The organism is Sphingorhabdus contaminans, from assembly GCF_007280415.1.
Classification (GTDB): domain Bacteria; phylum Pseudomonadota; class Alphaproteobacteria; order Sphingomonadales; family Sphingomonadaceae; genus Sphingorhabdus_B; species Sphingorhabdus_B contaminans.
On sequence record NZ_VKKU01000001.1, the window covers coordinates 43,201 to 65,194 of the forward strand.

The window sequence follows — 21,994 nt, forward strand, 5'->3', positions numbered from 1 at the left end:
TCCCGCAATTCTGATTCTATTCGGCAAGTGATGACCGATTTCAATGCAATTTCCGACATAATATCAACTCTGGCAGGCCCCCGCGCGAGCGGGTTAAAGGTTGATGGCGGCCAGGTTTCTTTTGTGCTCGATGTCGCCGGCATGGACGCACCGCAGCGCGATGAATTGGACGCCGGTTTGCGGACGGCGTTGCAACAGGCAGGTGCACAGTCGGTGCGTATCGTCATGACGGCTGAACGCATCACGCCGCGCCTGATTGCGGTGGCGAGCGGCAAGGGTGGCGTTGGCAAATCGACGCTTTCCACCAACCTTGCGGTCGCAATGGCGCTGGCAGGCCGATCGGTCGGTTTGGTAGATGCCGACATCTATGGACCGTCGCAGCCGCGGCTGATGGGCGCAGAAGACCGCAAACCCGAAGCCGAGGGTAACAAGCTGTACCCGATCAAAGGGGCGGGCGGCGTCCCGTTCCTGTCGATGGGCCAATTGGCCAAACCGGGACAGGCGATCGCCTGGCGCGGACCGATGGCGGGCAATGCCCTGTCGCAGCTGGTGGATGCGCATTGGGGGAATGTGCGCGATATCGTCGTCGATATGCCACCGGGAACAGGCGACATACAATTGTCGATGATCCAGAAACACAAGCCCGTGGGCGCAGTCATCATTTCGACGCCGCAGGATTTGGCGCTGATGGATGCCGCGCGCGCGATCGGCTTTTTCGATACCGCGAAAGTGCCGATCATCGGGCTGGTCGAGAATATGGCCGGATATCTCTGCCCGCATTGCGGGGAAATGAGCGATCCTTTTGGTTCCGGTGGTGCAGAGGCGGCAGCCGCCGAGCTTGGCATACCGTTTTTGGGACGCATCCCGCTCGACATTGCCATCCGCAAAGCGAGTGACGCAGGCGCACCCCCCGCGCTGGGCGAAGGTCCGATTGCGGCCGCATATGCCGCCATTGCACGTCAGGTAAGTGACTGGGTGGATAATCCGAAGGTACCCCCGGCATGACGGACGGTCCGGACGACGAAAAGGGCATTTCGCGCCGCAAGATCCTGATTGGAGGCGGCGTCGGGGTCGGCTTGCTCGTGTCCTGGGCGCTTTGGCCGCGGCGCTATCTTCCCAATATGCGGGCGGCGAAAGGCGAGCATCTTTTCGGACCCTGGTTGAAGATTGCCGAAGACGGCAAAATCATTGTGGGTATTCCGCAGAGCGAATCGGGGCAGGGTGTTTATACCGCTCTTGCCCAGATCGTAGCTGGCGAACTGGGTGCCGATTGGCGTTCGGTTGCGGTGCAGCCCGTGCCACCCAGCCCCCTGTTCGCCAACAAACTGCTCGCCCGCGAATGGGCACCGGCATTCCTTCCCGAAAAAGCGGGATTGGAGGCTGAACAGGGTCCGGTGGCGACGGTTGTCAACGAACTTGCCACCCGCGAGATGTTTGTCGCGACCGGGGGGTCTACTTCCATCCGTCAGTTTGAACGCCCGTGCCGCGAAGCCGGCGCAACCGCGCGCGTGCTGCTATGTCAGGCCGCAGCGGCGCGTTGGGATACGGAATGGGAACAGTGCCAGGTCGATAAAGGTTTCGTGACATTCGGCAAAAAGCGTCTCGCTTTTGCCGATCTGGTTGCCGAAGCCGCCGAGCTTGAGCCGCCTTCGCCCATCCCGCTTAATCCATCGGCACGTAATAGGCTGTCCGGGCGCGATGCCCCGCGTCTCGATCTCGCATCCAAGGTGGACGGCAGCGCAACTTTCGCCGGCGATATAAGGCTGCCCGACATGCTCTTTGCCTCGGTCCGGGGTGGGCCGGCGGGCAAAACAACCCTGAAATCCTTGAACAGCAAGGCCGCGTTCAAGATCCGGGGCGTTGTAAACATTGTGAAGACCGAAAACTGGGTCGCATCGGTCGCAACAAACTGGTGGGCAGCGAACCGTGCACTGGACGCCATGGCGCCAGTGTTCGTGACCGAAGGACGGATGGCAGACAGCATCAAGATGGCCGATGCGCTGGCCAATGCCATCGCCAACGGGCCAGGCACGCGGATGGTTCGTCTTGGCGATGTCGAGGCGACTATGGCAGAGGGCTCCGCGACACGCGTGTTCAATGCGGATTATAACGTCGCGGCTGCTGTCCATGCGCCGATTGAAACACGCTCCGCAACCGCGGAATATCGCGATGGTCGTTTGCAGATGTGGCTCGCAAGCCAGGCGCCGAACCAGGCGAAGATTGCGGCGGCGCAGGCAATCGGGATCGATGCCGACGATGTCACGCTTTATCCCGTGATTGCGGGCGGAAGTTTCGATCGCAATTTCGACAATATCATCGCCGCACAGGTGGCCGTAATCGCAAAGGAAGTCGGCCGACCGGTCCAGCTTGTCTGGTCGCGGGCAGAAGACTTCATACGGGATCATGTGCGCACACCAGCACTTGGGCGTTTGTCCGCTTCGCTGGATCAGGACGGAACGCTGGCCGGTATGACAGTCCGCGTGGCGGCAGCATCTTCGATGCGTGAACTGGCCAACCGTCTGGACGGCGAAAGCCCGGCAGAAGCGCGTGCCAATGCCGCGGGAGAATTTGATTCCCTCGCGCTGGAAGGGGCAGTGCCGCCCTACGCAATCGCCAACTTAACTGTCGATCATTTCCCTGTCGACCTGCCCATTATGACCGGCCCGTGGCGTTCCCTCGCGCACAGTTATAACTGCTTCTTTATTGAATCCTTCATCGATGAACTGGCCCAAAAGGCGGGTATCGAACCTTTGTCATTCCGGATGCAGATGCTCGTCAACCAGACCCGGCTTGCGCGGTGCCTGACCGGCGTTGCTTCCATGGCAGGATGGGATGGCGGCATCTCGGGCAGCAGCAAGGGTCTGGCCTGCCACTCGATGCGCGGCAGCCATATCGCCATCGTGGCCAGCGCGCGGACAAATGAAACAGGCGTTCGTGTGGAACGGATTTCGGCGATGGTGGATTGCGGTCGCCTGATCAATCCCGACCTTGCGCGTCAACAGATTGAAGGCGGCATTGTTTTCGGTCTGGCGCAGGCTCTGGGTGCATCGACCGAATTTGAAAAGGGCCTCCCCACCGTACGCAGATTGCGGGAGATTGATCTGCCGGTGCTTGCCGATATCCCCGAGATCGTCGTGGAATTTATCCGCAGCGACGAAGATCCCGGTGGCGTTTCAGAACTTGGCGTCCCCGCGGTCGCTCCGGCGGTCGCGAACGCGTTGTTCTCCGCAGCCGGCGTGCGTCTGCGCGAACTCCCCTTATTGTCCCGAGGTCTTTGATGGAAAAGCCCGACACACATCCCGTCGTCGCGGCTCCCCGGGTGGGAGTTTTGCTGGTCAATCTGGGAACGCCGGATGCACCGACGACAGAGGCGGTCAAACGCTATCTGAAGCAGTTCCTGTCCGATCGCCGCGTTGTCGAAATTCCCCCATTGGTCTGGCAGCCAATATTGCGCGGGGTGATCCTCAACACCCGCCCGCAAAAATCGGCCAAGGCCTATTCCAAGGTCTGGACAGAAAGCGGGTCGCCACTCGCATTTTATACAATTGCGCAAATGAAGGCGTTGGCCGCACGTTTGCAGGGGCAGGCAGACGTGCGCTATGCGATGCGCTACGGTAGTCCATCCATCCCGGACCAGCTTGCGGCCATGAAAGAGGACGGGTGCAACCGCATCCTTATTGCGCCACTTTATCCGCAATATTCGGGCGCCACCACCGGCACGGTCCAGGACGAAGCCTATGCCGCTCTCACAAAAATGCGCTGGCATCCGGCAATCCGGACATTGCCCGCCTATCACGATGACCCGTCCTATATTGCTGCACTGAAATCGTCGGTCGAGGCATCTCTGGCGACCCTGGATTTCACGCCGGATGCGCTTGTGATAAGTTTCCACGGCATGCCGGAGCGCACATTATACCTAGGTGATCCCTACCACTGCCACTGCCAGAAGACCGCGCGTCTTTTGTCGGAGGCAATGGGGCGTGAACTTGTTGTCAGTTTCCAGTCGCGCTTTGGTCGTGCCAAATGGCTCGAACCAGCCACCGATGACACCATCATGCAGCTTGCACGTGACGGACGTAAAAAGATTGCGATCTTCGCGCCGGGCTTCTCGGTAGACTGTCTCGAAACGCTGGAAGAACTTGCTATCCAGGGGCAGGAACAGTTCGAAGAAGCGGGGGGCACCCATTACGCCTATCTGCCGTGCCTGAACGATAGCGACGTAGGTATGGATATGCTCGAAAACCTTGTGCGGCGGGAACTGTCGGGCTGGCTCTGAATAGCTATGCGCTAACGCTCGCGTCAACTTGCACTTGCGGCGGCTCTGGCTATTCTTCATTTGAAATCAAGCCCAAGATCAGGAGAGAGATATGTCACGTATTGCGGTCGTAACCGGGGGAACGCGGGGCATTGGCGAAGCAATCAGTCTCAAATTGAAAGAAAAGGGACGGATCGTCATTGCAAACTACGGCGGCAATGACGCTGCCGCGAAGGAATTTTCCGAACGGACCGGAATTCCTGTCCGCAAATGGGATGTCGGCAATCACGAGGCCTGCCTTGAATCATGCGCCGCGATTGAGGCCGATTTTGGCCCTATCGATATCATGGTCAACAATGCCGGTATCACGCGGGATGCCACCATGGTCAAAATGACCTTCGAACAGTGGGACGAGGTGATCCGCGTCGACCTGACGGGCTGTTTCAATATGGCGAAGGCGGTCTTCAGCGGCATGCGTGACCGCAAGTGGGGCCGTATCGTCAATATCGGATCGGTCAATGGCCAGGGCGGCCAGATTGGCCAGGTCAACTATGCCGCGGCAAAGTCGGGCATCCACGGCTTTACCAAGTCGCTTGCGATGGAAGGGGCCCGCCATGGCGTAACCGCCAACGCGATCGCCCCGGGCTATATCGGCACCGAAATGTTGTCGACCATTCCTGAAAATGTGATGGAAAAGATTGTGGCGCAGATTCCCGTCGGGCGTCTGGGTAATGCGGACGAAATTGCGCGCGGTGTTGAATTTCTGACCAGCGACAATGCCGGCTTCATCACGGGATCGACGCTGTCGATCAACGGCGGGCAGCACATGTATTGATGCGCATTGCGTGTGACGGGCGGGTGACAGGATAAATTGTGCAGGGCAATTCCATCTATCATCCGCCGGTAAAGCGCAGCATGACCATCGCAGGGCATCAGACGTCGATCAGTCTGGAGCCGCTATTCTGGGATGCATTGAAACGGGCCGCCGACAGAAGGTGCCTGCCGGTCAATGCGCTTGTCGCCCAGATCGATGTGGAACGGTTGGAATCCGCTTCGCCTTGTGGTCTCGCCAGCGCTATCCGCCTGTGGGTCAGCGCAAACCGCGAATAAAAAAGTACCGCCGATAGCGGAGCCATGGCGGTACAATTGCGACCCAAAAATGCTCGAATTTCCTGATCAGGCATTCGTTAGAGGGTTACAGGCGGACGGCAAAGAGTGTCTAATTGGTGCGATGGAGGGTTATCGCCATATATTCCAAGCGCCCTTCGTTTTGAGGGAGGGATAAGACCGGACGCTCTTCCGACCTGCATTGCCGCCTACCTGTACGTACTTAATGCCGCATTAATGCTGCACCCGAAATACCGGATTTGGCCCATATAGGCGAATGGCTGTAGCTGAACGATGTCACCCGGAAAACTGAGCCGGAAATCAGTATCTTAAAGCCCTGCTTCGACCGCAATACGAACCGCGTCTGCTGCATTTGACGTCGACAATTTTTTGAACATCAGCATGCGGTGCATTTGGACCGTCTTCTCGCTGAGCGACAGCATATGGGCGATCTGTTTTGTACGGAAGCCTTGCGCCATTTGCTGCAATATTTCGCGTTGGCGCGGGCTAAGCCGGTGCACAATCTCGGCCGCCTGCTGCTGGCGGACAACGGCTATGCTCTCCTCTTCAGGAAGGACTTCGATCTGGGACCCGACAAAATATTCGAGCTTGCCGCCGCTGTCGAACAGGGGGGCTATCATAACCGCATTGCGAAAAGGCGACCCGTCTTTGCGATAGTTGATCAGTTCCGCCAGAGTCGCTCGCCGCGCATTGATCGATTCCCGCAGCTTTTCGGTCTGGCTATTTTCCGTATCGGGTCCGCGCAGGAAACGGCAGTTGCGGCCCAGAATTTCGCTTTCGTCATAGCCCGTCAGTTTGCAAAACGCCTCATTCGCAGCGATAATCGGGTTATCCGCTTCTTTGGGATCGCTCACCACAGTGGCAATTGGACTGTGCCTTATGGCATCCAATACCGGGTGGCGTCCGCGTCCAGACATTATCATGTGCATCATCATCGGGTCTTCTCTTGTTTTAAAGATGACGCACTTGGGCGCACTTAGCAATAGGCCATTAAAGACAAATCCGATTTGACGGTCGCGTCCTACTCGGCGCCAACGCGCTCCACATCGGCGCCGACAAGCTGGAGCTTCTCTTCCAGCCGTTCATAACCGCGGTCGAGATGGTAAAGGCGGCTGACATGGGTTTCGCCTTCCGCCACGAGTCCGGCGATGACGAGGCTCATCGACGCGCGCAGGTCGGTGGCCATTACCGGCGCTCCGGTCAGGCCCTTGACGCCGTGCACGATCGCGGTGCGGCCCTTGGTCTCGATATGGGCACCCATGCGGTTGAGTTCGGGCACATGCATATAGCGGTTTTCGAAAATCGTTTCGGTCAGCACGCTGGCGCCGTCGGCAAGGCACAGCATCGCCATGAACTGCGCCTGCATGTCGGTGGCAAAACCCGGATAGGGTGCCGTGGAGATGGTCAGGGGCTTCAACTTGCCATCCGAAGATACCCGGATACCGCCTTTGGTTTCCTCAACCGCGACGCCCGCCTGTCGAAGAGCGTCGACCGTTGCGTCCATCTCGCTTGCCTTTGCGCCGACCAGCTCGACATCGCCGCCGGTAATCGCCGCGGCACAAGCATAGCTGCCGGCTTCGATCCGGTCGCTCATCACGCGATAGGTCGCACCATGCAGGCGGTCCTTACCGTGGATAATCAGGTCGGACGTGCCGATGCCCTCAATTTCGGCGCCCATGGCAACGAGCAGATTGCACAGGTCCACAATTTCCGGTTCGCGCGCGGCATTGTGCAGGATGCAGGTGCCTTTGGCGAGGCTGGCTGCCATCAACGCGTTTTCGGTGGCGCCGACCGAGACGACCGGGAAAGTATAGGAGCCGCCGGGGATGCCGTCGGGGGCCATGGCTTTCACATAACCTGCGGCCAGTTCGATTTCGACGCCGAAGGCTTCGAGCGCCTTGAGGTGCAGGTCGATGGGCCTGTTGCCGATGGCACAACCACCGGGAAGCGAGACGGTGGCTTCGCCTGCGCGCGCCAGCATCGGGCCCAGCACGAGAATCGAGGCGCGCATCTTGCGAACCAGTTCATAGGGGGCGACATTGCTGGTGATGCGGGTTGCCTCGAGCGTCATCACGCGGCCGAAATCTTCGGGACGCGATCCGGCAATGCTTGTCGAAATGCCGAACTGGTTCAAAAGATGCTGGAACCCGTCAATATCGGCCAGTCGGGGCAAGTTGCGCAGGGTCAGCGGCTCATCGGTCAGCAAGGCGCACGGCAACAGCGTCAGCGCGCTGTTCTTTGCCCCTGATATCGGAATCTTCCCCTTGAGTGCGTTGCCGCCGCGTACGATTATCTTGTCCATCGCCCGTATTTAGCGGCATTGTGTGTGGAGGCAAGCCAGACTAATACAGGGGCGGAAAGCATGGCGATGAAACCGATCCTCTACACTGGGATTTGTGCCGCCATGCTGTGTGCCGCGCCCTGTAGCGCATCGTCTGCAGAAGGTTCCGGGGTGGCCTCATCTGTCGAAGCAATCACCGCCGATTATCCCGTCCGTGCGTTGCGCGAGGGGCGACAAGGGACGGTTATTGTACAGGTGACAGTGGCGCCGGACGGACGCCCGAAATCCTGCCTCGTGTCCAGCAGCAGCGGACATGCCGATCTGGACAGGGCTGCATGTACCAGCGCGATGCGGGCAGGCGGTTTTCCGCCTATATCTGCGCAAGCAGGCGAGCGGCATTATCTGCGCAAGGCGGAATTCCGGATTGAAGAGTAAAGGTGGGCAGCCGGCCGCTTAAGCGGCTAAAGCATCTTCGACCTGACCCATTCTCTCCTTGCCCCAGAACATTTCCGTGCCGACAAAGAAAGTAGGCACCCCGAAAGCCCCGCGTTCTGCGGCTTTGTCGGTATTTGCCACAAGCTCGGCCTTCACATCCGGGTCATCGGCCTTGGCCAATAGGGCAGCGCTATCGAGACCGGCGTTGTCCAGGACGCTGCGAACGGCATCGGGATCACCGGTATTGATTTCCTTTTCCCACATGGCGGCCATGATCGCCTCGACATAGGGCATGAAGCAGCCCAAATGCTGCGCCGCAACCGCGCCCCGCATCAGATGGAGCGAATTGATCGGGAAATGGGGATTCATCCGGAAGGGGATGTTGTGAGCTTTGACGAAGCGTTCAAATTCCAGCATTTCATAATTGCGCTTCGCGGGTGTCTCTGCGTAGCGGATCAGCGGTGCCTGGTTATTGGTCAGTTTGAACAATCCGCCCAGCAAAATGGGCGTGTAGACCGCTTCGGCACCGGTTCGGGCGCACAGATCGGGCAGGACCTTATGCGCCAGATAACTGTTGGGTCCGCCAAAATCGAACAGGAATTCAATCGTCTTGGACATCAAAATGTCTCCGCCCATGGTCTGAGGTCAAGTTCATGCGTCCATGCACTGCGATGCTGCTTGTGCAGAGCGACATATTGCGCCGCAATGGCATCGGGCGAAAGCACTTTGTCCTGCGCTTTCGCTTCTTCGAAATCGGGACGAAGGCCGCGGATAAACTCGGTATCGATGCCGCCGTCGATGACGACATGGGCGACATGGATATTCTGCGGACCCAGTTCGCGCGCCATGGATTGCGCCAGCATTCGCAGCGCACCCTTTGCACCTGAAAAAGCGGAAAAACCCCTGCCACCACGCAGCGATGCGGTTGCGCCTGTAAAGATAATTGTGCCGTGTCCGCGCGTAACCATGCGTTTCGCAACTTCACGGCCCATTAAAAACCCCGCAAAGGCCGCCATCTCCCAGACTTTCCGGTACACCTGCGCCGTGGTGTCGAGGATGGAGAAGTTCACGTTCGCACCGATATTGAATACCGCAACATCGATAGGGCCGACGTCACGTTCAATGGCACCAACCATTTCAACGACATCCTCTTCGAGTCGCGCGTCGCCGGGATAGGCTTTGGCAGCGAAACCTTCGGCTTCGATGGACTGCATCAGGGATTCAAGTTGCGCTGCGTTGCGGGCCCTCCGGTTAACGCAGGCGGTGTAGCCTTCGCGTGCAAAGGCTCTGGCAATCGCCCCGCCGGTGGCATCGCCGGCCCCGACGACCAACGCGGCTTTCGTCACGCCTTTTCAAGCGTGCATTGCAGGGGATGCTGGTTCTTCTGCGCGAAGTCCATCACTTGCGCGACCTTTGTTTCGGCGACTTCATAGGTAAAAATGCCGCAAACGCCCACGCCCTTTTGGTGGACGTGGAGCATGACGCGTGTGGCCTGATCGGTGTCCATAGAGAAAAAGGCCTTCAGGACATGAACGACAAATTCCATCGGCGTATAATCGTCGTTGAGCAGCAATACTTTATATTGGCTCGGCTTCTGGGTCTTGGGCCGCGTGCGCGTGGCAAGTCCTACACCGGGGGTACCGCCTGCTTTGTCGTCGTCATCTTGGGCCATAAAAATATCCATGCCGATAAAATAGGATAGGGCAGGGGGGCTGCGCAAGCCCTGTTAATGATGATTCGTCGTGTGACAAAAAGAAACCGCCCTTTCCACGGGGGGAAAGGGCGGTTTTTGTTTCATTGCGCCGGTTCGCGTCTGCTTTCCCGCCACCTTAGAGGAGAGGAGAGAGAGGGCGGCAGGTGCATTTTGGCGCACCGGCACAATATTCAAGCGAGCTTAGGCAGCTTTCTTGAAAAGTTCGGTCGTCGCCGCAATGCGGTTCGAAATCGGCTGGAACATGTCGCTGACCAGCTTGACCATGGCTTCGGTGTTCTTCGAACCCTGGGCAACGGCGGTGTCGAAGCCCTTGCGAGCCCATTCACCCTGCAGCTTGACGAAATCGGTCGGCGACTTGACTGCGGTCAGTTCCTTGACGGCAACCTGTGCTTCTTCGAAATTCTTCTTGGCATATTCCATGTTGGTCTTGCCGAGATCCTGAGCGCCCTTGGCAACAATCTTGCCGGCTTCGATCATGGCTTCAACATTTGCCTTGTTGAATTCAACAGCTTCAGTGGCGAACTTCTTGCCTTTTTCAGCAGCTTCGGTTGCCTTTTCGCGTACGTCGGCGAAAAATTCGGTAGCCTTTTCGGTGGTGGCTTTAACAGTATCGGTCATTTTGGTTACTCCTTGAGCAATCGGTTTGGGTTCAACAGACACGATCTTGGTGACCAGAGCGGTCGCAGGCTTTTCAGCCTCAACCTTCTTGGCTTCTACCTTTTCAGCGGCCGGAGCGGCTTTTGCAGGCGCAGCTTTCGCCGCTGCGGGTTTCGCAGTTTTGGAAGTTGCAGGGGTAGTTGCCTTGCTGGCCATATTGAGCACCATTTCTGTTGTGTTGCACTGCACAATAATGATTCATGCTCGCAATGTCAACGATAAATGTTGCACTGCACAAAAATAGAGAAATGGCGGATTTGCGCAAAAATTCGGGGACGGTCCCTTTTGGGACAGTCCCCGTTGATGCGCTATCTCGGGGGACGCCCCCGACAGCTCGGAATAAAGTTATGCTGCCAAAGTCAGCTTTTCAAAGCGATCATAATGATGATCGGCGGAGCCGAACTGGCCTTCGATCATGGTGGCGCGTTTGAAATAATGGCCGATGGCGAGTTCCTGGGTAATGCCGATACCGCCATGCGTCTGGATGGCATTCTGGCCAACAAATTTGGCAGCGCGCGATACCTTCGCCTTGCATGCGGAAACAGCGGCCATACGCTCGGCTGCAGGCAGGTCGAGCTTCAATGTCGCCATGGTCGTCATCGACTTGCACTGTTCCACTTCCATGAACATGTCGACCATGCGGTGCTGCAGCACCTGGAACCGCGAAATGGGCTGGCCGAACTGGTTACGTTGCCGTGCATATTCCAGCGTTCCCTGATGCAGTTTGAACGTCACGCCGCAGGCTTCGGCGCAAACGGCAACGGTCGCCTCGTCAACAATCTGTTCGATCAGCGGCAGGCCGGTGCCTTCGCCGCCGAGCAGTGCGTCGCCGGGAATGGCAACATTTTCAAAATAGATTTCGGATGCCTGGAACCCGTCGACGGTCGGATAGTCTCTACGGACAATGCCGGGCAGGTTGGCGTCAATCAGGAACAGTGAGATGCCCGCGGCTTCACTGCCCGACCCGCCGGTGCGGGCGGTCACAAGCAGATGGCTGGCCCAAGGTGCAGCATAAACCACACCCTTATGGCCGTTCAGCACATATCCGGCGCCGTCCTTCTTTGCAGTGGTGCGCAAATTGGCGAGATTATAGCGGCCCTGTGGTTCGGCATAGGCAAAGGCAATTACGACATTGCCGCCGATGATTTCGGGAATGACCGCATCGGCAACGGCACCGCCGACCGCTTTCAGGGCACCGCCGCCCAGAACAACCGTCTGCAAATAGGGTTCGATCGCAATGACCTTGCCCAATTCTTCCATGATCAGTGCATTTTCGAGGTGTCCGCCACCCAGACCGCCATGCTCCTCACTAAAGGAAGCGCCCAGCATGCCCAGTTCCTGTGCGAGGGCTTTCCAGATACCCGGATCGCGTCCTGTGGTGCTGGCAATCATCTTGCCGCGGCTGTCGAAATCATAGGTGTCGGCGAGAAACCGGCTGAGTGTCTCGCGGATCATGTCCTGCGTTTCGGTGTAGCTGAAATCCATGTGGCTGCTCTCTCTCCGTTATTCTATTATTCGGCTTCCCCCTCCCACGCCGGGAGGGGGCCGTTATGTCGCTTAAATCCCGAGCACCATCTTGGCGATGATGTTGCGCTGGATCTCGTTCGATCCACCGTAAATCGTCGTCTTGCGGGTGTTGAAATAGGTCGGCGCGGCGCGGTGGGCGTAGTCGGGACCAATGGGATGTTCGTTGTCGCCTTCGCCAAAGCCGCGGAAATAGGGCGCGCCATAATGGCCGACCGCTTCGAGGGCGAGTTCGGTGATGCGCTGCTGGATTTCCGAACCCTTGATCTTCAGCAGGCTCGATTCAGGGCCAGGGCCTTTGCCAGCCGCTTCACCGGCCAGGCTGCGCAGCTCGGTGAATTCGAGGGCGGTCAGGTCGATTTCCAGTTCTGAAATCTTGCGCTTGAAGAAGGCGTTGGCGAGCAATGGCTTGTCACCGTCCATTTCGGTGCGGGCAATCTGCTTGATCTTTTCCACGCCACGTTTCGAACGGGCAACAGCAGCAATGCCGGTGCGTTCATGGGCGAGAAGGAATTTGGCGCAGGTCCAGCCCTTATTCTCTTCATAAACGCGGTTTTCAACCGGAACACGTACGTCCTCGAGCCAGACTTCGTTGACCTCATGCTCACCGCCCAGGGTGATGATCGGGCGGACAGTGACGCCGGGCGACTTCATATCGATCAGCAGGAAGCTGATACCTTCCTGCTGCTTTGCGTCCGGATCGGTACGGACGAGGAAGAAGCCCCAATCGGCATGCTGCGCCATGGTGGTCCAGGTTTTCTGGCCGTTCACGATATAATGGTCGCCATCGCGCACAGCTTTTGTGCGCAGCGAAGCAAGGTCGGAACCGGAGCCGGGTTCCGAATAACCCTGACACCACCAGTCGTCGCCCGACAGGATGCCGGGCAGGAAACGTGCTTTTTGCTCCGGCGTACCGAAGGTGTAGATTACGGGGCCGACCATCGACAGGCCAAAGGGCATGGTGCCGACGCAATCGGCCGCGGCCAGTTCCTCGGACCAGATGAAACGCTGCGTCGCGGTCCAGCCGGTGCCGCCATATTCAACAGGCCATGCAGGGGCAATCCAGCCTTTTTTGGCAAGGATGCGGTGCCATGACAGGAAATCCTCTTTCGAAAGGTCATGACCTTCATCCTGCACCGAACGCAGGTGTTTCGGATAATTTTCGGCGATGAAGCTACGTACTTCCTGCTGGAAGGCGATTTCTTCGGGACTGAATTCCAATTGCATGGCGACTCTCCTCTGAAGCGTTTGTCCGGTGTTACCGAACGTTTACGTAAACGTCAACTCGCGCCTGTCTTAAATTCGGCCTTTTTTGGGTGATGCGGTGCTTTGCACTTGGCAATCATGAAAACAGGTGGATATACAAGTTGCGACGGGTCGCACCATAATTTCTGTTTGAGGCAAACTACCGATTTGCCGTTACCGGAGGGATCGAGATGCGACGGATTATTTCCACATTATTGGCAGGTGCACTTTTAAGTGTCGGGGCACCCGCCTTTGCGAAGGAAGACAAGTCTTCCGCAAAGAAGGCACAAGACAAGAATATGACCGAGATTCCGGTCTGCACCCGCAAATTGGGCACCGTGGCGATTACCGAGCCCGAAACCCAGTGGTGGAGCGAACTCGGGCTTTCCAACCCCGAAGCGATCATCAAGTTTTTCGTGCAGAAATCGGGATGCTTCTCGCTTGTCGATCGCGGCGGTGGTCTTGCTGCGCGTGCGGTTGAACGCGCGCTGGCGGATTCCGGCGAATTGCAGCGCGGCTCGAACATCGGCAAGCGGCAGGTCAAGGCCGCCGACTATGTCATCGTGCCCGATATCATCAGCCGTAACAGCAATTCGGGCGGCAGCAATGTCGCAGGCGCCTTGGGCGGTTTGCTGGGCGGTCGCCTGGTGGGCGGCCTGATTGGCGGTCTTAAAGTGTCCAAGAAGGAAGCCAGCGTATCGCTGTCGGTCGTCAACGTACGCACCACCGAGATCGAAGCGCTTTCCGAAGGCTATTACCGCAAGTCGGACCTGAGCTGGGGTGCAGGCGGCGGTGCATGGTGGGGCGGTGGCCTCGCCGGTGCGGGTGGCGGCAGCTACCAGAACAGCGACATCGGCCAGGTTATCGTTTTGGCCTATCTCGACGCTTATAAAAAGATGGTCGGGGAACTGGGCGGCTTGCCTGAAAATGCGAGCGATGCCGCGCCGCAGGCAGAGTGAGTTTGTTGAGGACAGTCCCCGTTGAGCCGAAGCGGGGACTGTCCCTTATCGCTTCCGCCGCCAGTCAGCGCGCCTTTACATAACTGCCGGGGGCAGATTCCAGCGCCTTCAGCTTGCCTTCACCCGGCACCCGTCCGCCTTTGACAGCTACCATCGTGTCGCTGCCCTGTTTCAGCCAGGAAAGCCAGTCTGGCCACCAGCTTCCTTTGGTTTCGGTTGCGCCCGCGATAAATTCCTCCAGCGAGGCGGCTTTGGCGTCGTTGGTCCAATATTGATATTTTTGCTGCACCGGCGGATTGACGACGCCTGCAATATGCCCGCTGCCTGCCAACAGGAATTTGATTGGCCCTGTAAAATGCTCCTGCAGTTTCCAGACGCTCTCGACAGGGGCGATATGGTCCTCGCGCCCTGCCTGTATGTATGTTGGTGTTTTGACCTTGGTGAGGTCAATGGGCGTGCCAAGGGCGGAAAGGGCGCCCGGCACCACCAGTTTATTGTCGCGGTAAAGATCGCACAGATATTCGCGGTGCCATTTGGCCGGAAGATTGGTGACATCGCCATTCCAGTGCAGCAGGTCGAAGGCAGGATATTCTTCGCCCAGCAGGTAGTTTTTGACGACGGTGGACCAGATCAGATCCTTGCCGCGCAACATGTTGAAGGTCAGCGCGAGGAAGCGACCGTCCAGATATCCCTGCGGCGCGGCGAGGGCTTCGATCATCTGGAGCTGGTGCTCGTCAATGAAGTTGAGAAGTTCGCCGCCCTTGCTGAAGTCGACCTGCGCGGTGAAGAAGGTCGCGCTTTTGACCTTGTCGGCTTCCCCCTTGGCCGCAAGAATCGCAAGGGTAGCCGCCAATGTCGTGCCGGCCACGCAATAGCCAATGCTATGCACATCATCGACCTTCAATCCGGCGCGGACGGTATCGATCGCGTCAATCTGGGCCGCAATATAATCGTCCCAGACAATATCCTTCATCGAACTGTCGGCCGATTTCCAGGACACGACAAATACGGTGATGCCCTGGTCGACACACCATTTGATAAAGCTCTTCTCCGCCGTCAGGTCGAGAATGTAAAAACGGTTGATCCAGGGAGGAAAGATGATCAGCGGCGTTTCGAGAACCTTTTCCGTCGTCGGCTCATATTGCAGCAACTGGTATAGCGGCGTCTGATGGACGACCTTTCCGGGTGTCGCCGCAATATTTTCACCCAAGCGGAAGGCATTGGGGTCGGTATGGGTCAACTGGCCGCGCTGCATATCGTGCAGCAAATGCTGCATGCCCGCCATCAGGCTCGCGCCCTTGGTCTCGACCGCCTTTTCCAGGGCAACGGGATTGGTGAACGGCGAATTGGCGGGGCTCATCGCCTCGACAACCGTGCGAATTGCAAAGCCGATCTTTGCCTTTTCCGCCTCGGGTATATTGTCGAGCTGTTCGGCTGCGCCCAGCATATAGTCCGACATCACCTGATAACCCTGCCGCACAAGGTCAAAAACCGGATGCTCCCATTGCGGGCCCGAAAAGCGCCGGTCTTTCGGATCTACCTTGTCACGCCCGGCCTTTGCGAGCGGCGCCAGCACCTGTCCCCAGGCATCAAGCGCCTTCTGATAGGCCGTAAGGGGATCGGTCGATACCGCGCCCGTCCCTTCAATCATTTTGGTAAATTGTTCGGGGTCCATGAAGGGCGGGAAGGAAGGTGAATCAGCCATTTGGATTGCATAACCCAACATGGTCTTTTGGCGAAGCATCGATTTATTGTGCAGCGCAGCATGGACATTGCACCAAAAAGGGCGCAAGGGGCGGCGCATATGACATTTGAAAATCTCCCCCCGCTTCTCGACGAAGCGCTTACCGCGCGTGGCTATACCGCGCTGACCCCTGTGCAAACCGCTGTAATCGCGGCGGAAGCCGAAGGACGTGACCTTGTTGTGTCGGCCCAGACCGGCTCCGGCAAGACCGTTGCCTTTGGCCTTGCCATGGCGCCGCAGATATTGGACGGCGGTATCGTCAGCCTCGCCCGCGAGCCTGCCGCGCTGATTATTGCGCCCACCCGCGAGCTCGCATTGCAGGTCAGCCGCGAACTGATGTGGCTTTACGGCAAGGCAGGGGTGCGGATCGCAACCTGTGTCGGCGGCATGGACGCATCAAAGGAACGGCGTAACCTGAGCCAGGGCGCACAGATTGTTGTGGGAACACCGGGCCGTCTGCGCGACCATCTGGAACGCGGCGCGCTTGACCTGTCTGCGCTGAAGGTCGCGGTTCTGGATGAAGCGGACGAAATGCTCGACATGGGATTCCGTGAAGAGCTTGAAGAAATATTGAACGCGACGCCCGATGAGCGCCGGACCTTGCTGTTTTCGGCAACAATGCCGAAGCCGATCATATCGCTGGCCAAACGCTATCAGTGCGACGCTTTGCGTATTTCGACGGTCGGCGAAGATCGCGGGCACGGGGACATCAGCTATCAGGTGGTCACGGTCGCGCCGCCCGACATTGAAAATGCCGTGGTCAACCTGCTGCGCCTGCACGAAGCAGAAACCGCGATCCTTTTTTGTGCGACGCGCGAAAATGTCCGCCATCTGCACGCCAACCTGACCGAGCGCGGCTTTAATGCCGTGGCGCTTTCGGGCGAACATAGCCAGAGCGAACGGAATCAGGCGCTTCAGGCGCTGCGTGACCGGCGCGCCCGGGTGTGCGTTGCAACCGATGTGGCAGCGCGTGGTATCGATCTGCCCAACCTTTCGCTGGTCGTCCATGTCGAACTGCCCCGCGACGCCGAAGGATTGCAGCATCGTTCGGGCCGGACAGGTCGTGCCGGCCGCAAGGGCACGGCGGTGCTTATTGTGCCCTATCAGCGGCGCAAGCGGGTCGAATCCATGTTGCGCGGGGCAAAGATCGAGGCCGACTGGATCAAGGTTCCGACCGCTGCCGATATTCGTGCAAAGGACCATGACCGTCTGCTGGAAACACTTCTCGCCCCGGTTGAGGTCGAGGAAGAAGACCGCGCACTGGGCGCGCGTTTGCTGGAAACGATGTCGGCGGAGGATATTGCAGCAGCCCTGGTCCGCGTGCACCGGGCGCGCATGCCGCAGGCCGCGGACATGCTCGATGACGGCAGCCGTGAACAGCGGCGCGACAATCACCGTGCCGGCTTTGATGACTCGGTCTGGTTCACGCTCAATATCGGACGACGGAATAACGCCGATCCCAAATGGATTTTGCCGTTATTGTGCCGCCGTGGCGGTGTGACAAAGAACGATATTGGCGCGATCCGCATTGCCGCCAACGAAACCCATGTCGGGATCGCGGCGGCGGCTGTGGCTAAATTTGCCAAGGCCATTGCGCAGCCCGGGCATGATGAAGACAATGATGTCGAAATCGTACAGGCCAGCGGCCCGCCCCGCGAAGCTGCACGCGAAAACAAGCGCCGCGGCCGCGACGGCGAACGTCCGCAACGACCGCAGCTTGGCGTGAACCCGCGTGGCGACAAGCCCCGCGGCGACCGTCCCCGCGGCGACGGCCCGCGTGGTGGCAAGCCCCCGCGCGATGGCGGTCGCCCGTTCCGCAAGGATGGCCCCGCACCTTCGAAACATGGGGTGAAGCACAAGGCGAAGGGCAACCGTCCGCGATAATCGGTATAGTTTTTCTGGAAATGGGCGGAAAGTTCGACCATGAAGGTCGGACTTGAAACCCTCTAACCGGAAACGGGAGCCCATGTCCGAAGAATTCTACCGCATCAAGCGTTTGCCGCCTTATGTCATCGCCGAAGTCAATGCGATGCGCGCGGCCGCCCGTGCGGCGGGTGAGGACATAATCGACCTTGGCATGGGCAATCCCGATTTGCCGCCGCCGCCCCATGTGATCGAGAAATTGTGCGAAGTGGCGCAAAAGCCGAACGCCCACGGCTATTCCGCGTCCAAAGGCATCCCTGGCCTCAGGAAAGCGCAAGCCAATTATTATGGCCGCCGCTTCGGTGTAGACGTGGATCCCGAACATGAGGTTGTCGTCACCATGGGGTCGAAAGAAGGTCTGGCGAGCCTCGCCACGGCGATTACCGCCCCGGGCGACGTCGTGCTTGCGCCCAACCCCAGCTATCCCATTCACACCTTTGGCTTCATTATCGCAGGCGCCACGATCCGGTCGGTGCCGACGACGCCCGATGAAAATTATTTCCGCTCGCTGGAACGGGCCATGGCCTTCACCGTGCCGCGTCCGTCCATCCTTGTCGTGAACTATCCGTCCAACCCCACGGCCGAGACTGTCGATCTGGCCTTTTATGAGCGGCTGGTCGCATGGGCGAAAGAGAATAAGGTCTGGATCCTGTCCGACCTTGCCTATTCCGAACTTTATTTTGATGGCAATCCGACACCCTCCATTTTGCAGGTGAAGGGTGGCAAGGATGTTGCCGTGGAATTCACTTCGCTGTCGAAAACCTATTCCATGGCAGGATGGCGGGTCGGTTTCGCCGTTGGCAACCGGCAGCTGATTGCCGCGATGACGCGGGTGAAAAGCTATCTGGATTACGGGGCCTTCACGCCGATACAGGCCGCCGCCTGCGCGGCTCTCAACGGGCCGCAGGATATCGTCGAACAGAACCGGCAACTTTATCACAAGCGCCGCGACATTTTGGTCGAGGCATTCGGACGTGCCGGCTGGGACATTCCGCCGCCACGCGCATCCATGTTCGCCTGGGCCCCGTTGCCACCGGCGCTGGCGCATCTGGGCAGTCTTGAATTTTCAAAGCAGTTGTTGACCCATGCAAAGGTCGCCGTCGCTCCCGGCGTTGGTTATGGCGAAGACGGGGAGGGCTATGTCCGCATCGCAATGGTCGAAAACGAGCATCGCCTGCGTCAGGCGGCCCGCAATGTGAAACGGTACCTGCAGTCAATGGGCGTCAACACACCCGGTCAGTCGAAAGCAATCTGACATGGCACGCAGCGATTTTGCCTTCAGCCACCGTTTCCGCGTGCGTTGGTCCGAAACAGACGCGCAGGGCGTTGTCTTCAATGCCCGTTATCTGGACTATGCCGACATCGCGATCACCGAATATTGGCGTGAAACCCGTGTCCGCGAACTGGCAGGGGACATGCCGCTCGAATTCCATGTCAAAAAGGCGACGGTTACCTGGTTTGCACCGATCCTGCCTGATGAAATGATCGACGTGATGGCCCGGACGGTTGCTACCGGCCGGACGAGCATGACCCAGATTGTTGAGATACACGGCGCAGGCGACGACGGCGTTGATGATCTGCGCGCAACGGTTGATCTTGTCAGCGTCTATGTCGATCTGGAAACGCACCGGCCGATGCCGTTGCCGGAATGGGTTGGCCCTGCATTTGCGGATTTCGACAGGAAAGCCCCTGCGGCTGCGGCAAATCTGGAAGAGAGCGGAGTTTAGGATTTTGAGCAGCACTTTCGCGCGCGGTACAAAAGCTGCCCTGGTGCTGGCCGCGCTGGGGACGACGCTGTTGGCGTGCAAGCCGGTTGAAGAGGCCAGCGACCGGCCGGCGACTTCGCTCGAATTTCCGAAGCCCTATCGTCCGGTGTCGGAAGCCGGCGATACACAATTTTCCACCGAAGCCGCCCGCGACGAGGCGGGCGAAGCCAAATTCGTTATGGACTGGGCGGGCATAAAGCTTGGAACCACCGTCGCGGATATCGGTGCGGGCGAGGGCTATTATACCATCCGCCTTGCCGAACGGGTGGGGCCCAAGGGCCGTGTTCTGGCGCAGGATATCAACCGCGGCGCGCTGGACCGGCTTGGCGAGCGGGTTACCCGCGAACAGTTGGACAATGTGGCGATCAAGGAAGGTGCCATCGACGATCCGCGCCTGCCCGAAAAAAGCTTCGACCGTATCTTCATGGTGCACATGTACCATGAAGTTGACGAGCCCTACGCATTCCTCTGGCGTCTGCGGCCTGCGCTCGCCAAAGGTGGAGAGGTCATCGTGGTCGACCGCGACCGTGCAACTGACCAGCATGGCATACCGCCCAAATTGCTGTTCTGTGAATTTGCCGCCGTCGGCTATCGTCTGACAGGATTCAGCGAGGAGCTGAAGCTGGGTGGCTATATCGCACGCTTCACTCTGTCGGGTCCGCGCCCAGAACCGTCCGAGATCAAGACGTGCGGCACACCGCCCAAAAAATGACCCCCAAACCTTACGCAGGGTTGAGGGTCAGATGCGGATCGCCGGTTGGTTCTTCGGGGGTTGGCGATCCGAGTCGGGGGTAAATTCGCACAGACAGTTTACTCTTTTGTGTCGCCTGTGACAAATGACGCACGATCCGGCCCTGTCCAAAATGAACTCACGCAGGCAGAAAGAGGCGATTGTTCAGTCGCCTTCAAAATCGATAAGGCATTTCACCTCGATACCCTGATCGCGCAGCCGGGCGGCGCCGCCCAGATCGGGCAGATCGACGATGAAGAGAGCCTGTTCGACATGGCCACCCCCCTGCCGGATAAGCTCCACACCCGCCGAGGCTGTTCCGCCTGTTGCGATCAGATCGTCGACCAGCAGCACTTTCTGCCCCGGACGCACATGGCCGACATGCATTTCAATACGGTCGGTGCCATATTCCAGCGCATAATCGGCACCGATTTTTTCACCCGGCAGCTTGCCCGGCTTGCGCAGCATCAGCTTGCCCAGACCCAAGGCGTAAGAAAGACCCGCAGCAACTACAAATCCGCGCGCCTCGATCCCGGCGATCAATTCGGTATCCGGCGCCACCAAGGCCGCAAGCCGGTCAATCGTTGCCCGGAAACCGGGACCGTCGAGCAGCAATGTTGAGACATCGCGAAACAATATTCCCGGCTTTGGATAATCGGGAATCGTTCGAATCAGGGCGGCGAGGTCGGCATTGTCGGTCATGGGCAAGAAGTGCCGTGAACAACCCCAAGTTTCAAAGGAAAACCGCAGAATTCAGCGATATTATCGAAAAACAATAAAACTATTGACGGGAAACAATGCAAGCCTTATTGAATAACAATAATCTTGATATTGGAGATCGATATGACCGAAATAGCCGACAACCGTATTTTGCGGATGGCAAGATGGCTTGTGTACCTGATCATGGGGTTCGTGGCTTTTGCCGGTTCCGTCCTTGCATTGGTATGCGTGATCCTGCCTTTCTACTGGACCGAGGCGATTGCCGAATTGTCCAAAGTGCATCCCGACCTGAACCCCCTGACCCTGCTGCCCCATCTGTTATCGGTGTTTGCACTGGGCATATTGACGCTGGGTCTGATCTGGACCGTGATGCGCAAATTGCTGGCGATCATCGCGAGTGTCGAAGAGGGCAATCCATTCGTACGTGCCAACGCCATCCGGCTGAAGGCCATTGGCTGGCTGATGGTCGGGCTGCAGATTGTGGGCGTGCCGCTTGCCATTGCTGCGGGAACGGTGGCCGATATGTTCGGCGAATCCGATACCGGATGGGACTTTTCGCTCAATGGTATCCTGGCAATCCTGCTGGTGTTCATACTGGCCGGCATCTTCGAACGCGGCGCTGAAATGCGCGAAGAACTGGAAGGAACGATCTGATGCCTGTCACGGTTAAACTGGACGACCTGCTTTACGCCAAGCGCATGACGCTGACCGAACTGGCCGATCGGGTTGATATCACGCTCGCCAATCTTTCGATCCTGAAAACGGGCAAGGCCAAGGCAATCCGTTTTTCGACATTGGAGGCAATCTGCAAGGTGCTGGAATGCCAACCCGGCGACCTGCTGGGATTTGAAGAAGGAGATGCATGATGCAACTCGCATTCAAAATTTCGATACCGCGGCACATAGTTCTTGTG

Annotated in this window: 23 protein-coding genes; 13 read left to right on the forward strand and 10 right to left on the reverse strand. The window is 58.3% G+C overall.

The genetic code is table 11. The annotated features are described in order from the left end of the window. Positions 1 to 30: 30 nt before the first annotated feature. From FOM92_RS00210 to FOM92_RS00230, 5 genes are all read left to right on the forward strand, one after another. A complete protein-coding gene (locus FOM92_RS00210) occupies positions 31 to 1,005 on the forward strand; it encodes an Mrp/NBP35 family ATP-binding protein (RefSeq protein ID WP_143774765.1) in 975 nt (324 codons plus the stop codon). Beyond that, positions 1,002 to 3,278: a xanthine dehydrogenase family protein molybdopterin-binding subunit gene (locus tag FOM92_RS00215; RefSeq protein ID WP_143774766.1), complete on the forward strand. Its 2,277-nt coding sequence runs from the start codon at positions 1,002 to 1,004 to the stop codon at positions 3,276 to 3,278. Before FOM92_RS00210 ends, FOM92_RS00215 begins: the two co-directional genes overlap by 4 nt. Beyond that, positions 3,278 to 4,276, forward strand: a complete 999-nt coding sequence (gene hemH / locus FOM92_RS00220) for a ferrochelatase (protein WP_143774767.1) — start codon at positions 3,278 to 3,280, stop codon at positions 4,274 to 4,276. Before FOM92_RS00215 ends, hemH begins: the two co-directional genes overlap by 1 nt. 91 nt (positions 4,277 to 4,367) lie before the next feature. After that, positions 4,368 to 5,090, forward strand: coding sequence for an acetoacetyl-CoA reductase (gene phbB, locus FOM92_RS00225; protein WP_143774768.1), 723 nt, complete (start codon positions 4,368 to 4,370; stop codon positions 5,088 to 5,090). A 35-nt stretch (positions 5,091 to 5,125) separates the two neighbouring features. Continuing rightward, positions 5,126 to 5,365, forward strand: coding sequence for a ribbon-helix-helix domain-containing protein (locus tag FOM92_RS00230; protein WP_143774769.1), 240 nt, complete (start codon positions 5,126 to 5,128; stop codon positions 5,363 to 5,365). Positions 5,366 to 5,691: 326 nt separating this feature from the next. Here the strand turns inward: FOM92_RS00230 and FOM92_RS00235 are convergent, their stop codons facing one another. Together FOM92_RS00235 and murA are read right to left on the reverse strand one after the other, a co-directional pair. Beyond that, the gene (locus tag FOM92_RS00235; protein ID WP_143774770.1) at positions 5,692 to 6,300 is read right to left on the reverse strand and encodes a PAS domain-containing protein; all 609 of its coding nucleotides are present in this window, start codon (positions 6,298 to 6,300) and stop codon (positions 5,692 to 5,694) included. Between the two features lie 104 nt (positions 6,301 to 6,404). Beyond that, positions 6,405 to 7,685 carry a UDP-N-acetylglucosamine 1-carboxyvinyltransferase gene (gene murA, locus FOM92_RS00240; RefSeq protein ID WP_143774771.1) on the reverse strand — a complete coding sequence of 427 codons (1,281 nt, stop codon included), beginning with the start codon at positions 7,683 to 7,685 and terminating at the stop codon, positions 6,405 to 6,407. Positions 7,686 to 7,745: 60 nt separating this feature from the next. Between murA and FOM92_RS00245 the strand changes: the two genes are divergently transcribed. Then, entirely contained in the window at positions 7,746 to 8,099 is a 354-nt protein-coding gene (locus tag FOM92_RS00245; protein ID WP_143774772.1) for an energy transducer TonB, read from the forward strand. A gap of 18 nt (positions 8,100 to 8,117) precedes the next feature. Here the strand turns inward: FOM92_RS00245 and FOM92_RS00250 are convergent, their stop codons facing one another. The 6 genes from FOM92_RS00250 to FOM92_RS00275 form a co-directional block, all read right to left on the reverse strand. Then, positions 8,118 to 8,717, reverse strand: coding sequence for a 2-hydroxychromene-2-carboxylate isomerase (locus tag FOM92_RS00250; protein WP_143774773.1), 600 nt, complete (start codon positions 8,715 to 8,717; stop codon positions 8,118 to 8,120). Continuing rightward, a complete protein-coding gene (locus FOM92_RS00255) occupies positions 8,717 to 9,445 on the reverse strand; it encodes an SDR family NAD(P)-dependent oxidoreductase (RefSeq protein ID WP_143774774.1) in 729 nt (242 codons plus the stop codon). The genes FOM92_RS00250 and FOM92_RS00255 overlap by 1 nt, the downstream gene beginning before the upstream one ends. Then, the gene (gene clpS / locus FOM92_RS00260; RefSeq protein ID WP_342778147.1) at positions 9,442 to 9,771 is read right to left on the reverse strand and encodes an ATP-dependent Clp protease adapter ClpS; all 330 of its coding nucleotides are present in this window, start codon (positions 9,769 to 9,771) and stop codon (positions 9,442 to 9,444) included. Before clpS ends, FOM92_RS00255 begins: the two co-directional genes overlap by 4 nt. A 222-nt stretch (positions 9,772 to 9,993) precedes the next feature. Further along, the gene (locus FOM92_RS00265) at positions 9,994 to 10,626 is read right to left on the reverse strand and encodes a phasin family protein (RefSeq protein ID WP_246087097.1); all 633 of its coding nucleotides are present in this window, start codon (positions 10,624 to 10,626) and stop codon (positions 9,994 to 9,996) included. Positions 10,627 to 10,815: 189 nt separating this feature from the next. Further along, positions 10,816 to 11,955 carry an acyl-CoA dehydrogenase family protein gene (locus tag FOM92_RS00270; protein ID WP_143774777.1) on the reverse strand — a complete coding sequence of 380 codons (1,140 nt, stop codon included), beginning with the start codon at positions 11,953 to 11,955 and terminating at the stop codon, positions 10,816 to 10,818. Positions 11,956 to 12,027: 72 nt separating this feature from the next. After that, a complete protein-coding gene (locus tag FOM92_RS00275; RefSeq protein WP_143774778.1) occupies positions 12,028 to 13,221 on the reverse strand; it encodes an acyl-CoA dehydrogenase family protein in 1,194 nt (397 codons plus the stop codon). A gap of 209 nt (positions 13,222 to 13,430) precedes the next feature. Between FOM92_RS00275 and FOM92_RS00280 the strand changes: the two genes are divergently transcribed. Further along, positions 13,431 to 14,198: a CsgG/HfaB family protein gene (locus FOM92_RS00280; protein WP_143774779.1), complete on the forward strand. Its 768-nt coding sequence runs from the start codon at positions 13,431 to 13,433 to the stop codon at positions 14,196 to 14,198. A gap of 64 nt (positions 14,199 to 14,262) precedes the next feature. On the opposite strand, the gene FOM92_RS00285 is transcribed toward FOM92_RS00280, so the two are convergent. Then, positions 14,263 to 15,942, reverse strand: a complete 1,680-nt coding sequence (locus tag FOM92_RS00285; RefSeq protein ID WP_143774781.1) for a PHA/PHB synthase family protein — start codon at positions 15,940 to 15,942, stop codon at positions 14,263 to 14,265. Positions 15,943 to 16,002: 60 nt separating this feature from the next. On the opposite strand from FOM92_RS00285, the gene FOM92_RS00290 reads away from it, so the two are divergent. From FOM92_RS00290 to FOM92_RS00305, 4 genes are all read left to right on the forward strand, one after another. Beyond that, a complete protein-coding gene (locus tag FOM92_RS00290) occupies positions 16,003 to 17,826 on the forward strand; it encodes a DEAD/DEAH box helicase (RefSeq protein WP_143774782.1) in 1,824 nt (607 codons plus the stop codon). 82 nt (positions 17,827 to 17,908) lie between these two features. Further along, entirely contained in the window at positions 17,909 to 19,120 is a 1,212-nt protein-coding gene (locus FOM92_RS00295; protein WP_143774783.1) for an LL-diaminopimelate aminotransferase, read from the forward strand. A 1-nt stretch (position 19,121) separates the two neighbouring features. Continuing rightward, positions 19,122 to 19,592 carry an acyl-CoA thioesterase gene (locus tag FOM92_RS00300; protein ID WP_143774784.1) on the forward strand — a complete coding sequence of 157 codons (471 nt, stop codon included), beginning with the start codon at positions 19,122 to 19,124 and terminating at the stop codon, positions 19,590 to 19,592. 4 nt (positions 19,593 to 19,596) lie between these two features. Beyond that, positions 19,597 to 20,343, forward strand: a complete 747-nt coding sequence (locus FOM92_RS00305) for a class I SAM-dependent methyltransferase (RefSeq protein WP_425473359.1) — start codon at positions 19,597 to 19,599, stop codon at positions 20,341 to 20,343. A gap of 183 nt (positions 20,344 to 20,526) precedes the next feature. Here FOM92_RS00305 and FOM92_RS00310 read toward each other — a convergent pair whose 3' ends face one another. Beyond that, the gene (locus tag FOM92_RS00310; protein ID WP_143774787.1) at positions 20,527 to 21,063 is read right to left on the reverse strand and encodes an adenine phosphoribosyltransferase; all 537 of its coding nucleotides are present in this window, start codon (positions 21,061 to 21,063) and stop codon (positions 20,527 to 20,529) included. Positions 21,064 to 21,204: 141 nt separating this feature from the next. Between FOM92_RS00310 and FOM92_RS00315 the strand changes: the two genes are divergently transcribed. Both FOM92_RS00315 and FOM92_RS00320 read left to right on the forward strand, forming a co-directional pair. Further along, positions 21,205 to 21,735: a DUF2975 domain-containing protein gene (locus tag FOM92_RS00315; protein ID WP_143774788.1), complete on the forward strand. Its 531-nt coding sequence runs from the start codon at positions 21,205 to 21,207 to the stop codon at positions 21,733 to 21,735. Beyond that, the gene (locus FOM92_RS00320; RefSeq protein WP_143774789.1) at positions 21,735 to 21,947 is read left to right on the forward strand and encodes a helix-turn-helix domain-containing protein; all 213 of its coding nucleotides are present in this window, start codon (positions 21,735 to 21,737) and stop codon (positions 21,945 to 21,947) included. The genes FOM92_RS00315 and FOM92_RS00320 overlap by 1 nt, the downstream gene beginning before the upstream one ends. Positions 21,948 to 21,994: the final 47 nt, after the last annotated feature.

Coding starts and splice junctions, on each gene's coding strand:
- FOM92_RS00320 (WP_143774789.1), top strand. CDS start 21,735: ATGCCTGTCACGGTTAAACTGGACGACCTGCTTTACGCCAAGCGCATG.
- murA (WP_143774771.1), bottom strand. CDS start 7,685: ATGGACAAGATAATCGTACGCGGCGGCAACGCACTCAAGGGGAAGATT.
- FOM92_RS00315 (WP_143774788.1), top strand. CDS start 21,205: ATGACCGAAATAGCCGACAACCGTATTTTGCGGATGGCAAGATGGCTT.
- FOM92_RS00215 (WP_143774766.1), top strand. CDS start 1,002: ATGACGGACGGTCCGGACGACGAAAAGGGCATTTCGCGCCGCAAGATC.
- FOM92_RS00270 (WP_143774777.1), bottom strand. CDS start 11,955: ATGGATTTCAGCTACACCGAAACGCAGGACATGATCCGCGAGACACTC.
- clpS (WP_342778147.1), bottom strand. CDS start 9,771: ATGGCCCAAGATGACGACGACAAAGCAGGCGGTACCCCCGGTGTAGGA.
- FOM92_RS00210 (WP_143774765.1), top strand. CDS start 31: ATGACCGATTTCAATGCAATTTCCGACATAATATCAACTCTGGCAGGC.
- FOM92_RS00295 (WP_143774783.1), top strand. CDS start 17,909: ATGTCCGAAGAATTCTACCGCATCAAGCGTTTGCCGCCTTATGTCATC.
- hemH (WP_143774767.1), top strand. CDS start 3,278: ATGGAAAAGCCCGACACACATCCCGTCGTCGCGGCTCCCCGGGTGGGA.
- phbB (WP_143774768.1), top strand. CDS start 4,368: ATGTCACGTATTGCGGTCGTAACCGGGGGAACGCGGGGCATTGGCGAA.
- FOM92_RS00265 (WP_246087097.1), bottom strand. CDS start 10,626: ATGGCCAGCAAGGCAACTACCCCTGCAACTTCCAAAACTGCGAAACCC.
- FOM92_RS00290 (WP_143774782.1), top strand. CDS start 16,003: ATGACATTTGAAAATCTCCCCCCGCTTCTCGACGAAGCGCTTACCGCG.
- FOM92_RS00235 (WP_143774770.1), bottom strand. CDS start 6,300: ATGTCTGGACGCGGACGCCACCCGGTATTGGATGCCATAAGGCACAGT.
- FOM92_RS00275 (WP_143774778.1), bottom strand. CDS start 13,221: ATGCAATTGGAATTCAGTCCCGAAGAAATCGCCTTCCAGCAGGAAGTA.
- FOM92_RS00245 (WP_143774772.1), top strand. CDS start 7,746: ATGGCGATGAAACCGATCCTCTACACTGGGATTTGTGCCGCCATGCTG.
- FOM92_RS00285 (WP_143774781.1), bottom strand. CDS start 15,942: ATGCTTCGCCAAAAGACCATGTTGGGTTATGCAATCCAAATGGCTGAT.
- FOM92_RS00300 (WP_143774784.1), top strand. CDS start 19,122: ATGGCACGCAGCGATTTTGCCTTCAGCCACCGTTTCCGCGTGCGTTGG.
- FOM92_RS00310 (WP_143774787.1), bottom strand. CDS start 21,063: ATGACCGACAATGCCGACCTCGCCGCCCTGATTCGAACGATTCCCGAT.
- FOM92_RS00250 (WP_143774773.1), bottom strand. CDS start 8,717: ATGTCCAAGACGATTGAATTCCTGTTCGATTTTGGCGGACCCAACAGT.
- FOM92_RS00280 (WP_143774779.1), top strand. CDS start 13,431: ATGCGACGGATTATTTCCACATTATTGGCAGGTGCACTTTTAAGTGTC.